Below are 16,372 nucleotides of genomic sequence, written 5' to 3'. Positions count from 1 at the left end.
ACTCCGATGAGGGCCTGTAGGAGGACTTGTAGAAAAGTCACTTAGGACGTTTCGACAAGCTCAACGTGACCAGACTCAAAGATAAATTGATTTATGAGACAGCCCCTTGTTGGTCTGTTAGAAATAAAATTACAATCATGAACAGGATAAAATATCTGGCTGTTGGCATTCTGATGCTAACCGTTAATTACTGCAGTATGGCGCAAAAAAACCTGGTGACCAATGGAGGCTTCGAAGATGAACTCAGGGGATGGGTAGACTATTCTGCAAAGGCAACGCCTTATATTTTCAGCAGCGGAAAAATGAGCAGCGCTTTATTCTCCAGCGATCCTTCTAAATGGACAGGCATGCACCAGATTGTTGCGCTTCCCAAAAATACTCAATATATTTTGATGTCGGCAAAGATCAAGGTAGATGACGTAGGTACCGGAAAGGAAGATTGGAACGGTGCACTCTTCCTTTTTGAAATGCTGGGTAAGGGCGAAGCCAAAATCGGCGAAGGGATTAATATTGCTTCAGCTACCGGCGATCAGGACTGGAAGCTTTATGAACGTGCGTATATTGTTCCGCCAGGTGCTACAAGCATCAAACTCTTATTTGCATTGGGTTATGTATCGGGCACTATGTTCGTTGATGATGTTAGCCTCAAAGTAATCAGTCAGGCCGAGTATGAGAAATATTTATAACCTTATGAAATCCTTATTTTACGTTGCGCTTCTCATGCTCATCATTATAGGGCTACCGAAAGCCCAGGCCCAAAAGGTCGGGCTTCCGGTAATATTTTTAGATCAGTCAGGCTTTTATCCAGGTTTGAATAAAAGTGCCGTGATCACCAAAGATGCTAAAGGCGATGGCTTTGAGCTGATTGCGATGCCAGCGGGAAAGTCGGTATTTACCGGGTCGCTATCCGGATGGAGAAGCACAGGCTATTCTGGAATTAAGACCAGAATAGCAGATTTCAGCGGTTTCCAAAAATCTGGAACGTATTTGGTCCGGATTCCAGGCGTTGGCGACTCGCCGGTTTTTAAGATTGCAGACAGTGTGCATCAGGACCTTGCGCTGGCAAGCTTGAAAGCTTTCTATTACCAGCGCGCTTCTTCGGCCTTGGATAAAGATTATGCGGGTAAATGGTACCGCGCTTCGGGACACCCGGATACCGCAGTATTGATTCACCCTTCTGCCGCCACTAAAAACAGGGCTACAGGAAGCAGGATTAATGTAACGGGAGGTTGGTACGATGCGGGCGATTACAATAAGTACATGGTTAACAGCGGAATTTCTACCGCTACTTTATTATCGGCTTACGAGGATTTTCCTAACTATTTCCTTGGCCTGAAAGCGAAGCTTCCAAATGCGAAGAATGGCGTGCCGGATATATTGACCGAGGCCATCTACAATTTACGCTGGATGCTGAAAATGCAGGATCCATATGACGGCGGTGTTTATAATAAATGTACAAATCTCGGTTTCGATGCAATGATTATGCCTGCACAGGCTACGGCACCCCGATATGTTGTGGCGAAAGGTACGGCAGCAACGTTAAACCTTGTTGCTGTCGCCGCTCAGGCATCCAGGATTTTAAAGGATTTTCCACGGCAGTACCCCGGCCTGGCAGACAGTTGCCGTGCTGCCGCAGTTCTGGCCTGGAATTGGGCCCTTAAAAACCCAAATCTGGCTTACGATCAGGAGCTGATGAACAAGACATCTGATCTGAAAGTTACTACAGGTGCTTATGGAGACAAAGATTTTGAAGACGAATGGAGCTGGGCAGCTGCTGAGCTCCTGATTACTACCGGCGGATCAGAATATTATGATGCTTTCTTTGCGCGCCTGAATGCAAAGGTAAATTTGCCAAGCTGGAGTTACGTAGGCATTTTAGGGTATTATTCCATGATCAGGTGTCATGATAAACTCCCGGAAAGTTACAGCAGCATCACGAGTATTTTGAAGAAAAAAGTGCTTTCCATTGCAGACCGTTATCTGTTGACGGGCAAGGCGGGTGCCTATGGCGCAGTAATGGGCAGCGCACTGTCGGATTTTGTATGGGGAAGTAATTCGGTTGCCATGAATCAGGCTGTCTTGCTTATTAATGCTTATTTATTCACACAAAACAAGGATTATCTGAATGCTGCTGTGGGTAATCTGGATTATATTCTGGGAAGAAATGCAACTGGTTATTCTTTTGTTACCGGTATTGGTACCAAATCACCGATGAATCCACATCACCGCATTTCTTTCGCTGATGGTGTTATAAATCCGATTCCTGGTATGTTGGTCGGTGGCCCCAATTCGGGAAAACAGGATGGACTAAAATATGGAGCTGTGGAACCGGAACTGTCGTACCTCGATGATGTTGCTTCTTATGCAAGTAATGAGATAGCAATCAATTGGAACGCTCCATTGGTATATGTTGCAAATGCACTGGAGTGTTTACAAACAAAAGAAAGTGACGGTTCAAATAATCGGCAGTAAAAAAATGGCCGAAAACTGATCTTTTACCCGGAAGATAAATCGATCAGATTTTAAAGGTTCCAATAATAATTACATCTTAGCACGTGCTTTCCAGGACGTAACCTGAAGAGAAACATCCTCTTCAGGTTATTGGAGCCTGCTAGCAAGATTTCAGGGTTTTAAAAGATTATTCCTGGTTATTTGAGCGGTTGCCTAAGGAGTTAGCCCCCCCCCTCATATTTAGGAATCTGCGCGGTATATTTAACATGCTCTGCCGGCATTATTGACCAGGTTAATGATGGAAAAATAAACATCTTATAGCTTGACCACCTTACCCCTGAATGTTAAGAAATTTGAAAGCTGAGCCCAAAAACGTCCATTTTTAAATATCGGTAATAAGTTCTATTTTTACTTGTTGATGATTCCAGATTATTCCATATATGATGATAGTAAATTAGTTTCGCTATTGATAGAAAGGGATAATATGGCTTTTTCTGAAATTTACAGCAGGTACTGGCCTATATTATATAAACACGCTTACAGGATGCTCAAAGAAGAGCATGAAAGCGAGGATGTTGTTCAGGAAGTATTTACAAAACTTTGGCAAAGGGCACCATCGTTACAGACCGATATTTCAATCGGTGCCTATCTTTATATGGCTACAAGAAATGCAATCCTAAATTTTTTTAGTAAAAATCAGGTTCATCATGCCTACTTAGTAGATCTTGGCAGCTTTCTCGACCAGGCCCAGGAAATTACTGATCATCGCATCAGGGAACGCATATTATCCAAATTAATCGAGGAAGAAATTGAAAAGTTACCCCCACGGATGCGTGAAGTTTTCGAGTTGAAGCGCAAACAAAACTTATCATATAAGGAAATTGCTGGCGTGATGAATATATCTGAGCTTACAGTGAAAACTCAGATGAATAAGGCAATATCTACTTTACGGACTAAATTTGGCAATAATTTGCCTTTCTTCTTCATCTCCTTATAGCCCTTTTTTTATTTTTTTAATAAAAACTTAATTTATTTTTAATATTGAATACAACATTGCCTTAAGCTGCCTGTCTTACTATTATACTCCCTATAATAAGCATGAGCAATTTTAACGCAAGACAATTTATTAGAAACTACTTAGATGATAAACTTTCGGTTAAACAAAGGGCCAGGTTAGAAACCTGGTATTTGTTAAAAGCTGAAGAGAGTAGTACAGCCGAACCGCAGGTAGACTATGAAAAGTTAGCGGCAAAGCTCTGGACTAAAATTCTCGACGGGACTTCCGATTCAGGGGAAGAACAGGTGAATGTTAAAAAAATTGGCAGTCCGTACAAAACTTTCATTTCAATCGGAATCGCGGCCAGCATTTTACTAATTGCCGGAGTTAGTTATTTACTGCTCAAAAATAATAATAAAGCCAATGATCGATTTGTAATTGCCAAACAACATGATCTGCCCGCTGGCACCGATAAGGCTATTCTTACCTTATCAAATGGTAGGGCAATCGATTTAAATAACGAGCTTACAGGGAAAGTTGCTACCGAAGCAGGAATTGAAATTACAAGAGCAACCGACGGCACTTTGGTTTATAAAATCACAAATACCAAAGCTAAGCATGGAGGCTTCAATACAATCAGTACGCCAGTTGGAGGACAATATGCCGTTGTGCTGCCGGATGGGTCAAAGGTGTGGCTAAATGCCCGGTCATCACTGAAATATCCAACAATCTTTCCTAAAAGCAGCCGAAGCGTAATTCTGACAGGTGAAGGCTATTTTGAGGTTGCCCACTTGGAAACAGCCAAGGGAAGGGTGCCTTTTTTGGTATCAGTCGTAAAAGGCAATAATCAAGTCGAAAAATTGGAGGTTTTAGGAACGCATTTTAATATCAATGCTTATGCAGATGAACCTGATGTAAAAAGCACATTGCTGGAAGGAAGCGTAAACATTGTTCTCAACGATGGCAAAACTGCTTTGTTGAAACCGGGGCAGCAGGCAAAACTTAGTAATCAGAATATGCAGATACAACCAGCAGATACTGAAATGGCAGTTGCCTGGAAAAATGGTGAATTTGTGTTTAGAGAGGATTTACGCAGTGCCATGCGCAAGGTAGCCCGATGGTATGATGTTGAGGTAGTTTATGATAAAAGCGCACCGGAAAACCTAACGCTTGGTGGTTGGATGTCAAGAAGTACCAGTATTTCAGAAGTGCTCAATCATATTCAACTGACAGGAAAAGTGCATTTTAAACTTGAAGGAAGGAGGGTAATCGTTTCTAAATAAAGAAAAAAGATGCCAAAAAAAACCAGAAGTGCTTGGCGGCACTCCTGGATAATTTGGTAGTCGACTATAATTAATCAACTAATAACCGCATAAGGTCCTGATTTCGAAGCCCGGGCCGGATGCAATAACCAAACAAACAAATGTATAAAAATTTTACTTCACTCGGGTTGCTTAACCGGCAGCTCCGAAAACTGCTACTCGTTATGCGACTATCTGCTGCGATTCTTCTGTTTACGTTCATGCAAATCAGTGCATCAACAATGGCACAAAAAGTTTCCATTGTTGAAAAAAATGCGCCATTGGAACGTGTGCTGAAAGAGATACGCAAACAGAGTGGTTACGATATTATTTATGACCTCAGTATTATTCTGGATGCTAAACCTGTTTCTATCAATATAAATCAGGTTAGTGTATTCGAGGCTATTCAAAAATCATTAAATAACCAGGCCCTTACTTTTTCGCTGGATGGTAAAACCATTGTAATTAAAGAAAAGACTGTGACTGATAAACTGGTTGATATTATTAAGGTTGTTGATGTAAAGGTTACAGTAAGGGATTCCTCAGGCAGGCCACTTCCCGGAGCGAATGTTTATAACAAAACAATCAATAAGATGTACACCACCGACAAAAACGGAGACTTAGTGATTAATGATGTGCCTGCCAATGGTTATGTTCTGCAAATTAGTTTTCTGGGCTTTAAGGGCGAGGAGATTTTCGTCGACAGGAAGACGGTTATTTATTATATCACACTCCGACAGTCTTCAGCCGCACTGGATGAAGTGTCGGTACTCTCAAACGGATATCAAAAAATAAGCAAGGAGCGTGCTGCAGGTGCTTATTCGGTCATTACCGGTAAAGAGCTGGCCGCTAACCCGGCAGTAAACATTATGGAACGCCTGGAAGGGCAGGTAGCGGGCGTGAAGTTCGATATCAAGGGCAATAGTGTACAAATTAGAGGGGTAAATAATTATGGAGCAGGCAGTGGAATTCCTTTAATTGTTCTTGATGGGTTTCCGCTGATGAATCCAAGCGATTTAGCCACCCTTACCAAACCTGTAGGTGGTAATACTTTTGGTAATTCTGTAATCAGTAGTGTGAATATGGCTGATATTGAGCAGATTACCTTCTTAAAAGATGCCTCTGCTACCTCTATTTGGGGCTCAAGAGCGGCAAATGGGGTAATCGTTATTGAGACCAAAAAAGGTAAAAAAATTGCGCCTTCACTAAACGTAAGCTATCTTTTTGGTATATCTAAAAATCCTTCTATTGCCGATCTGCACTGGATGAATAGTGCGCAATACATTGATCTGGAAAGGGAAATGGTTGATAAAGGGCTGCTGGTTGATCCTTTAGCAGCATCGCCAGGAAATGAAATTTATACCCCAAACAATAGTGAGGCCACAGAATGGATGTTTAGGGTTAAACGCGGTACTGCCACTGCTGCACAGCGTGATGCAGCATTAGCTGAAATTGCATCGAGAGATGGCATGGCACAGATCGAAAAATATTTACTTCAGAATGCTACTAACCACCAATACAACCTTTCTTATTCAGGCGGTTCTGAAAACAGTACTTATTACATTTCTGGAAATTATACCAAGGATAACCCAATATTTAAAAGCAATTATGGTGAAAATGCTTTTGTAAATGCCAATACTTCGACCGATTTTTTTAATAAAAAAATAACTTTAAGGGCGCTGTTTAACTATCAATATTCTAAATCACAATACAATGCTGCCGCAGTGAATGCACTATCAGTAAGCACTACGGCATTACGCCCTTATGATTTATTGCAGGATGAAAATGGCAACAGCATTGGCAGAAATATTATCATTACCGATGTTTTAGCCAATAAAATGGTAGGGCAGGGTTATTTACCCTTTACCTACAATACACTCGATGAATTAAATTATTCAAATTCTATCGCCAAAAATAATGTACTCAGAATGAGTGCTGGTTTAAATGGTAAAATTGCGAAATGGCTAAATGCTGATGTTTCGATATCTAATCAACGTCAGTTCGGTAGCTCTTATACGCTTGATGACTTGAATAGCTATGCAGGAAGGATACTGGTAAATACATATACCCCCCCTAATAGTAAAGCCATAAATACATTTCTCTATGGCGGGCGTTACATCACTTATGGGACTACTTCATCAGAAATGTCGTTGCGCGGGCAGTTAAATTCAGATTTTACGATTGCTGGTAAACACCAGTTCAATGCCATTGCTGGTGCCGAAATTAGAGAAACCAATTCTGATGGTACATCTGAAACCAGATATGGTTACAATGCAGATACGCGTACAATTGCAACTGTTAACCCTACACAACAGTATCCAACCATGTACGGCTATACTCAATCGTTGGGTGCGAATTTAAGCAGTTTGACTGCTTACCGTAAGCGATATTTATCGTATTATAGTAATGCATCATACAGTTACCAGGATAAATACTTCGTTACTGGTAGTGTACGTTTTGACGATTATACTTTATTGGGACTGGATAGGAGTAAGAGAGCCAGGCCATTTTGGTCGGTTGGCTTAAGATGGAATGCTAATAAAGAAGAATTTTTCCAGGATTTAAATTGGTTAGATGCATTTAGTGTTCGTGCAACTTTAGGAACCAGTGGAGTGGTACCTCAGGCAGGTACAAATGTACCCATCATTAATGTTTCTGGTACCGATATCAGAACTGGCCAGCCTGTGGCTAATATCGAAACTCCGGCCAATTCGGATTTGGGTTGGGAAACCACAAAAATGGCTAACCTAGGTATCGACTTTGGCATTTTAAAAGGAAGGTTAAATGGAAGTGTTGATGTATATACGAAAAGAACAGTGGGTATTATGGCACCCTTCGCTTATAATGCCACCTACGGATGGTCTAACTTATCGTTCAACAGCGGAACTTTGAGTGGACATGGTTATGAATTCTCCCTAAATGGCGAATTGATAAGAGCAGGAAGATTCAGCTGGAAATCAATTTTAAATTTTGGCTATACCACCAATACGGTTACAGATCAACGTTATGTAAACAATGCCAGTAATATCGCCGGAGCATTAACCACCATAGAAGGTATGCCATTAGGCTCACTTTATGTTTACCGCTGGGCGGGATTGGATAACAAAGGCCAATCACAAATTTACGATCGCAATAATAATATCATCAATAACACGACTAACCTCACCACTGCCTTTACAAAAGAAGATTTGGTTTACGTGGGAAATAGGTACGCGCCTTACACCACTGGTTTTAACCATAATTTCAGATATGGTCAGTTAGAGCTAGGATTAAGATTTGTAGGCTATTTTGGGCATGTTTTCTTAAAAAATGCCGTAACCAATTATCCAACAAGTGCAGATTTTGCCTACAATGGCGTTTTGGGAAGACAGGGAGAACTGGCTGATCGCTGGCGGAAACCAGGTGATGAGGCTTTTACTGATGTTCCAGGGATAACAGGCGTAAACTTTAACAGCATTAACCGCTACCGCTTTTCAGATGCATTGGTTAGAAATGCAGATAATATCCGTTTACAACAGATTTCTCTTGCTTACATCGTTCCGCAGCGCTTCCTGCCCCACAACTTTGTGAAATCTTTGTCACTATCGGCAAATGTAAGAAACCTGGGAATTGTTTGGCGCGCAAACAAAGATGGTATAGATCCTGAATTTATAAATACAGGAAATTTTGGTAGCGTAACACCTACGCCAAGTTATGTTTTTGGAATTAATGCAACGCTGTAATCAACATGAAAAATAAATATTCAATTATATTGTTTGCCTTAGCAATTACTTTGGCAAGCTGCAGAAAATATGTGGAGATTGATCAGCTTTCAATCAGAACACTAAAATATACTTCCGATTTCAGGAATACCATGAATAATAATGGTGTGCTGGAAGGGACTTATTCTTACCCGATTCTGTCAGGTGATGATATAGAGATCACAGATGCGACAAGGCAAAACGCCCTTGGGGATATTTTGGGCAATGTATACACCTGGGCGCCAAAATATACTTCTGAAAGCCAAAGCGACGCTGATTGGGATAAGCTGTATAAAACTATTTATGTATGCAACCAGGTTTTGGACGGTGTTTTAACTTCTCAGGACGGAACGGAAGCGGAGAAACAGCGGATTTATGCTGAGGCCCTGGTACACCGGGCTTATACTTATCTGGTACTGGTGAATATGTATGGAAAGCAATATAATGCGGCCACCGCATCAACAGATTTAGGGGTTCCGCTGCTTACCAACCCAAATTTATACACTAAGCTCGACAGAGCCCCTGTTGGAGATGTTTATAAACAGATATTAAATGATTTAAGGACATCGATAAGTCGTTTGCCTGCTGTTGCGGAGTATAATGTACGCCCGGCGAAAGTATCAAGTTATGCCATATTTGCCAAAACGTATTTAAATATGCGCGATTTTGACAATGCAGCATTGTATGCGGATAGCGCCCTGACCTTGCAAAGTGGCTTACTCGATTTGAAAACCTACGAAAATTCACCTGGAACCATTCCGGTAAGATTGTTAAATCCTGAGATCATGTTTTCCAAAATTTCTGGTGTGGCTTATCCTGCTACTTCCCTAAGCAGTGATTTACTTGCTTCATTAGGAACAACAGATTTACGCTATAAACTTTTCACTGACGTAAGAACCCGTTTCGGCAACCAGTTTAGCACTTCCTTCACCGGAAGGGCATCCACCAAATACCTGATTAATGAATTTGTAATTAACAACGGTCTGACTGTGCCCGAGATAATGCTGATTAAAGCAGAGTGTTTGGCCAGGGCTGGAAAAACTGAAGATGCCATGAAAATCGCAAACACTCTAAGGATCAAACGTTTTACAACGGCCAATTATGTTCCATTAACAGCAGCAAATGCCAGTGATGCACTTCGTATAGTTGTTGAAGAGAAAAGGAAAGAATTCTTTGGAACAGGTATGCGCTGGTTTGATCAGAAACGTCTGAATCTTGACACCGATTTCGCTGTAACAAAGAACCGCAGTTTCAAGGGAACCAATTACACTTTACAACCCAATAGCAATCTTTACCTGTATCCTATCGGAGATAAATACATTCTGTTGAACCCCGAATTGCAGCAAAACCCTAGATAGAAAATCAACCCATGAGAAAACATTTTTTTAAAAAATGTATGCTACTGCTTTGCCCTTTTTTTGGGCAGCAGTTAGCTGCACAAACGTTAACCTGGCAGCCGGGAGTACTACACGAAAACCAGAAAATCAGCTTTCAATACCAACCGAAAGGTGGCGACCTCGAATTTAGTGACCAGCCAAAAGCACTCGCGGCGGTATACAGTGGTAGCAAATGGAGCACTGTTCCGGTTCAGTTAGAGAAAAAGAACGATATATGGTCAGGAAACTATCAACTTCCGGATCATGCCGTATTTATCGCTTTAAAATTTTATCAGGGTGATATTCAGAATCCTGAAGCGTCTGACAATCAGAACGGTAAAGGTTATTACCATCAGGTTTTAAATACGAAGGGGCAACTAGTTCCGGGTACCTATTTGGCAGAAGCCGGTTTGAGGGCAGGCATAGCCGGCAATTTGATGTTGAACAGCTTCGTCAGTCCTTCCAGGGATCAAAAGATGATTGACTCTTTGCTGCAAAAGGAGGAAAACATTTCTAAACGCATACCAAGATCACTTTTGTTCAATTATTTAGAACTTAAGCAGCTCACTATGCCCGCTTCTGAGTTCAGTTTAATGGCCGATAACCTGTTAAAGGGCGAGCTAAAAAATGGGAAACTTAGCGAGCAGTTTTTGGCCCAGGCACAACGCTATTACGAAAAGTTGAAAAATGAAAATGGTTCAGCAGCTGTAGAATCACTTATTTTTAAAGATTACCCTAAAAGCAGCACAGCCAGGTTTTTAGCCTTCAGAAAAAATACTGAAGGAAAATCCGGAAAGGATTTCGAAACAGGTGCTGAAGATTTTCTCAAGGCTTTTCCATATCTAGAATGGAAGAAGTCGCCAGACGCCCAGTCATTTATTTACTATACTATTTTCAGAAACCTGGCAACACAATACTTTGACGGCGGGCTAAATGAAAAATTTTTAGGGCTCTTTAAGGATATTGATTTTAAAACTGCCAACGAGATCTACCGCTGGAATATCACCCGGGGGCAAATGTCGGGGAGAGGCGATCAGAAATTGCTCTATAAATTTAGCAGCACTATTATTCCTTATTTACTTGAAAGACAAAAGGATAAATCCTATTTAGTCGATTTTGGTAATGACGTGGATAAAGCACAGCAAAATGCAGATAATCAAATGGATGATCGTTTATTTACGCACATCTCCCTTGCAAATGCCCAGGGTGATTATGCAGCAGCGAACCAATACTTCAAATATTTATCGGAAAAAGGGTCTATCGGAAATGCGGATTTAAATGAGATGCATGTAAACATTTTGGAAAAACTGAACGATACTAAAGCAATTAAGCCAGTATTAGAATCCAGTGTAGCCGCCAATGCAGTAACACCAATCATGTTTACCAAACTTAAGGAACTTTATAAAAGCGAGCATGGCGGTAAGGAAGATGGCTATGAGCAGTATCTTGCTGGTTTAACGCCATCAGATAAGAAAAATGAAATGAGGGCACATGTAATGGCGAATATGGTCAACTACCCACTCATTCCATTTAGTTTGGAAAATGCCGATGGCAAAATGGTGAGTTCTAAAGATTGGGCGAATCAGATTGTGGTGATCGACTTCTGGGCAACATGGTGCAGACCATGCATTGAAGCTTTCCCGGGTATGCAACTTCTGGTTGACCAGTATGCGAAAGATCCGAAAGTTGCCATATACATGATCGGTACCATGCAGTTTGGTGATTATAAAACGAAGTCTGTTAAGTATATACAGGATAATAATTACCGTTTCAATCTTTTGCATGATGCGGTAGGAGCGAAGGGCGAACAGGATCAGGTATTTAGAAGCCTGACGCCATTGTTCAAGTCATCGGCGATTCCCCGTAAGATTATTATTAAAAATGGCTTGGTTCGGTACAGTTCAGAGGGTTATTCAGGTAGTCCAAGCCAGTTAAGAGACGAGTTGTCGACAGCAATAGAAATATTAAGGGCAGAAAAATAAATCAAATGAAACCATCATGATTTTTCAAACCATATCGTGGGATGAATAAATCTGATAGCTTCATCACTATTGAAAACAAATTTATACAGATGAAAAAAAATACCATAGTGTCCTGTTTATTCGCTTTTTTTATTATCGCGTCTGCTCAGGCACAAATGAATCCAAAAATAAAATTGCAGGATGCACTTAAACTCATTCAGGATAATTATGTAGATCCGGTAAATGACGAACAGGTTGTCGATGCGGCCATCAAAGCGATGTTAAGCAGCCTCGATCCACATTCCAGTTACATCAGCCGTGAAGAAGTAGAAGCCATGAATGAGCAAATGACCGGCAGTTTTGCCGGCATCGGTATTTCATTTGCAATGGTGGCCGATAGTACCTTTATAACTGGTATCAATCCTGATGGACCGGCAGCAAGGGCAGGTTTGCAGGTAGGCGACCGGATTAATACGGTTGACGGTGCCTCTATTTTTGGTAAGAACTTGAAAAACCAAGACGTGATGCGGATGCTGCGGGGCGAAAAAGGAAAGGCCGTTAAGTTAGGCGTTATCCGCAAGTTGCAGCCTACACCGCTTGAATTTAATGTGATGAGGGAACAAATTGCCGAACTCTCTATCAATACCAGTTACATGGTAAGTAAAAATGTAGGCTATATTTCATTGGCTGTTTTTAGTCAGTCGACCAGAAGGGAAATGGATGCGGCGCTAAAGAAGTTAAAGGCTTTGGGTATGACCAAATTAATTCTGGATTTACAATCTAACGGTGGTGGACTTGTTGAAGCAGCTATTGGTGTAGCCGATGAATTCCTGCCACAGGATAAACTGGTTTTCTATTCAGTAACCAACTCCGGCGTAAAAGACAATTATCTAACCGGTGGCTTTGGCCAGTTCATGACAGGTGATCTGGTGGTTTTGATCGATGAATCAACAGCATCATCCAGCGAAATACTAACCGGTGCTTTACAGGATTGGGATAGGGCAGTGGTAATAGGCAGAAGAAGTTTTGGTAAAGGTTTAATGCAAAAAGGCCTTGAACTGAGTGATGGCTCAGTAATCAGATTAACGGCAGCACGCTATTATACCCCATCGGGCAGATCGATCCAAAAACCTTATGCTAAAGGTAAAACGGATTACTTTGAAGATTTTAACAGGCGTATGGCCTCTGGGGAACTCACCCAGGGCGGACACATCAACTTTCCGGATTCTTTAAAACATACCACCCTTATCAATAAAAGAACCGTTTATGGCGGCGGCGGAATTATGCCTGATAAGTTCATACCAATTGATACGGCGCTATACAGCGGATGGTTAAATAAATTGATGAACAGTGGAAGGGTAACCCAGGCAGCTTTTAGTTACGTACAAGAAAATCGAAAAAGCCTAACAGATAAATATGCAGATTTTGACGCTTTTAATCAATCCTTTAAAGTAGACGAGCGAATGATTGATCAGATCATGACCAGCGCCATTAAGCAGGGGATTAAACTGCCGTCAGTAACTGATCAGATAGCAAGAAAAACCATTGCTGTAGAATTGAAGGCAGAGATGGCCGATATGTGCTATCTCGGTAAAGGTTATGCGCTTCGCGTCAGAAACGAGGCCAGTACTGCCTTTGGTACAGCACTTAATATCTTAAATAACCAAAAGATTTACAACCAGTTCCTGGAAGCTAAATCTTTAACGAATACATCATCTTCATCCAAAAGCACAAAAAAAAATAACCTATAAATCATGAAAAGAACATTATTAGCAGCAACATTAGTGCTAAGCGCTTTTGTTACCGCTGCACAAACAGGATATGTAATAAAAGGCCAGATCGGGAAGTTGGGCAAACCAGCAAAAGCCTTTCTCTTAATTAAATTAGAAGGAAAGGAAAAATTGGATTCAGCAGAACTCATTAACGGGGTTTTCTCGTTTAAAGGTTCGGTTCCTTCACCTATGGAAGCTACGCTTCGCTTAAAGCATGACAATTCCATTGATACACCCGGACGAAGGATTAAAATTGATGGTATGCCCATCATTTTAGGGAACGAAAATATTACCATTACCGGAAAAGATTCCATTAAAACAGCTACCATCAAAGGCTCAACCTTAACCGATGAAAGTAGAAGTGTTGACGCACTATTGCGCCCCATTTATGCAAAGCTGCAAGCCCTGAACCAGGAATATACCGACCAGCCTGAAGCAAAAAAACAGGACAGAACCTATGTTTTAGAACTGGAAAACAGAGCAAAAGTGATAGAAAAGGAGATTTTTGATGCGAAGATCGGTTATGTGAAGAAAAATCCGGATAGCTTCATGTCGCTGATGGCTTTAAATTCTACGCTGGCACCAGGTTTCGACGCCGTGGAAATGGAAAAAATTTATCTCACCATCACTCCAAAATTAAGGGATTCATATTTTGGTAAAGAGGTTGGCTTACGCATCGCTACCTTCAAAAAAACTCAAGAAGGTGTAGAAGCTCAGGATTTTGCCCAACCCGATGTTGATGGTAAAATGGTTAAACTTTCTGATTACCGCGGAAAATATGTTTTAGTCGATTTCTGGGCTTCATGGTGCGCGCCATGCCGTAGGGAGAATCCAAACTTAGTTAAGGTTTATGAGCAATATAAATCAAAGGGATTTGAAATTTTGGGTGTTTCGCTTGATAAAGCAGCTGATAAGGCTAAATGGATTAAAGCAATTGCCGACGATAAATTAACCTGGAAACAGGTTGGCGATTTGAAAGGATGGGAAAACGCAGCAGCAGCCCAATATGAGGTGAAAGCTATTCCTATGAATTTTTTAATTGATCCAAGCGGGAAAATTGTTGCTAAAGAACTTCGTGGCCCTGCACTGGAAGCAAAAATAAAAGAGATTTATGAAAATAAGTCTAAGTAATAGAAATTTTGTTAGTTAATGATGACAATGCAGGTTGATGGATGTCGCCTGCATTTTTTTATACTTTCGGTTGATGTACAGCAAGATCAGTAGCGGAGATATAGGGCATGTTTATGTGGTAAATAAGTATCGGGCTTGAGTTCTTTTATAACGGTTATTGCTCTTATCAGATCGGTGGTGGTACTTATGATCCTTACTATCCGGGACCGGAATCCTCAACAATCTTTGTCTGCCACCTTTTACCTTAAAAAATAAAGTTATCCTTTTTGGCTGAGGATTGCGGGATGTTGAACATCGGTCCAACAATAACATGAAGTAATTGTACAGGTAATTTATAATATTTGCTTCATAATAAATAAATAATAACTAGTATTTTCCTTTATTGATCTCTTTGGCGACCCTAATGCGCAGCTTATCTGCCAACAGGTTAAAGGTTACCTGAACATTAGCGAAAGCACCCAAAAACCTAAGGTAAAATACGGCACATTAAAGCCTGTAAAACTACCTGGTAGCGATCGTTTTTACCTGAAAGATTTGCTGGCTCCCTAGCTGGAAAGCCAGCGAAAAGGACTGTTTCTTATTACCCCTTCTTTACCTGTTGTTTACCCTTTCTTGCTACCAAGTTAACCCCAGGGTTACCCCAGGCTTACCTATTCTTTACCTTTTGGTTACCTAAAAGGTAAAGCCAATGCCTGTTTTGGCCGATCCGGCACACCGCTTATGGTCATGTTGCCCTCAAGCTGGCTGCCACAAGTAGCCCGGCTGTGGCGGCGTGGGCCAACTGTAATGGTACATTTTAGCTCATTATTCGTGTTAATTGGTCCAATTTAGCTCATTTTAGCTCAAAATGAAGTGTCAATGCTACAAAGCCGCTAGGTTTGGAGCATGGATTTAAACATACCGGAATAAACAGTAATCCTTTTTTAAATAACCCTTTTTCAATAAAAAACAAAAATTATGGAAGCGTATTCAAAAAAATATAACTATGTCAGTAAAGTTCCTTTAATTACGGCCATATGGCAAATCATATTTACGGAAAGCTGCTCGCTTACGTTGAGGGCAATAGGTCAAATTTTAAGTTGACATTGTTAAACTAAAGTTTTATTTTAGAACCATTATAATTGTTGCTTAAATATCTCCCGGCGTATTTGTGCCATTAACCGGCAACCTGCGGAGGCCAGACAAATAATCCTATGTCCATATTTAAACAAGCAATATGCACCTTATCGATTCATCGATCCAAGCTTTCTACGCTCAGACGCAGGAAGAAACCAGACTTACCATGGGTCTTGGCCCGCTGGAGTTTGAACGTAATAAGATTTTGATCAGCCGCTATCTTGACCATCCCTGCCATATCACAGATGTAGGCGGAGGCACTGGTCATTATGCACAGTGGCTTAGCAGCCTCGGCCATTTCGTTACACTTATTGATCCTGTTCCAACACATATTCAACAGGCAGAAAAGCGATCCAAACGAACAGGGTTCTACTTCCGGTGCCTGCTTGCGGAAGCACGCAATTTGCCACTGCCTGATGCAAGCCAGCACTTGGTTATGCTTCATGGACCTTTGTACCATCTGCAAGAGCGATCAGATCGTATAGATGCCTAGACATCAGCGGTAATTTCCCCTCAAATAGTGGCTT

Annotated in this window: 10 protein-coding genes; all 10 read left to right on the top strand. The window is 41.1% G+C overall.

The annotated features are described in order from the left end of the window. The first annotated feature begins 137 nt into the window (after positions 1-137). On the top strand, positions 138-686 hold the full coding sequence (locus ACN9MR_RS11850) for a hypothetical protein (protein WP_426329892.1): 549 nt from the start codon (positions 138-140) through the stop codon (positions 684-686). Positions 687-690: 4 nt separating this feature from the next. After that, on the top strand, positions 691-2,472 hold the full coding sequence (locus tag ACN9MR_RS11845) for a glycoside hydrolase family 9 protein (RefSeq protein ID WP_426329891.1): 1,782 nt from the start codon (positions 691-693) through the stop codon (positions 2,470-2,472). Between the two features lie 397 nt (positions 2,473-2,869). Further along, a complete protein-coding gene (locus ACN9MR_RS11840; protein ID WP_426329890.1) occupies positions 2,870-3,448 on the top strand; it encodes an RNA polymerase sigma factor in 579 nt (192 codons plus the stop codon). Between the two features lie 101 nt (positions 3,449-3,549). Further along, the gene (locus tag ACN9MR_RS11835; protein WP_426329889.1) at positions 3,550-4,731 is read left to right on the top strand and encodes a FecR family protein; all 1,182 of its coding nucleotides are present in this window, start codon (positions 3,550-3,552) and stop codon (positions 4,729-4,731) included. A gap of 140 nt (positions 4,732-4,871) precedes the next feature. After that, positions 4,872-8,471 carry a SusC/RagA family TonB-linked outer membrane protein gene (locus ACN9MR_RS11830; RefSeq protein ID WP_426329888.1) on the top strand — a complete coding sequence of 1,200 codons (3,600 nt, stop codon included), beginning with the start codon at positions 4,872-4,874 and terminating at the stop codon, positions 8,469-8,471. Positions 8,472-8,476: 5 nt separating this feature from the next. Continuing rightward, positions 8,477-9,847 carry a RagB/SusD family nutrient uptake outer membrane protein gene (locus ACN9MR_RS11825; RefSeq protein ID WP_426329887.1) on the top strand — a complete coding sequence of 457 codons (1,371 nt, stop codon included), beginning with the start codon at positions 8,477-8,479 and terminating at the stop codon, positions 9,845-9,847. An 11-nt stretch (positions 9,848-9,858) separates the two neighbouring features. After that, complete coding sequence (locus ACN9MR_RS11820) at positions 9,859-11,847, top strand: TlpA family protein disulfide reductase (RefSeq protein ID WP_426329886.1); 1,989 nt, start codon at positions 9,859-9,861, stop codon at positions 11,845-11,847. Positions 11,848-11,936: 89 nt separating this feature from the next. Further along, positions 11,937-13,577, top strand: a complete 1,641-nt coding sequence (locus ACN9MR_RS11815) for a S41 family peptidase (protein ID WP_426329885.1) — start codon at positions 11,937-11,939, stop codon at positions 13,575-13,577. Between the two features lie 3 nt (positions 13,578-13,580). Next, a complete protein-coding gene (locus tag ACN9MR_RS11810; protein WP_426329884.1) occupies positions 13,581-14,729 on the top strand; it encodes a redoxin domain-containing protein in 1,149 nt (382 codons plus the stop codon). 1,216 nt (positions 14,730-15,945) lie between these two features. After that, positions 15,946-16,338 carry a class I SAM-dependent methyltransferase gene (locus ACN9MR_RS11805; protein WP_426329883.1) on the top strand — a complete coding sequence of 131 codons (393 nt, stop codon included), beginning with the start codon at positions 15,946-15,948 and terminating at the stop codon, positions 16,336-16,338. The last annotated feature ends 34 nt before the right edge of the window (positions 16,339-16,372 follow it).

Origin of the sequence: Pedobacter sp. R-06 (genome assembly GCF_049913135.1) — a bacterium.
Classification (GTDB): Bacteria; Bacteroidota; Bacteroidia; order Sphingobacteriales; family Sphingobacteriaceae; genus Pedobacter.
Note: the sequence above shows the minus strand (reverse complement) of the source record. Positions and strands in the feature narration are given on the sequence as shown.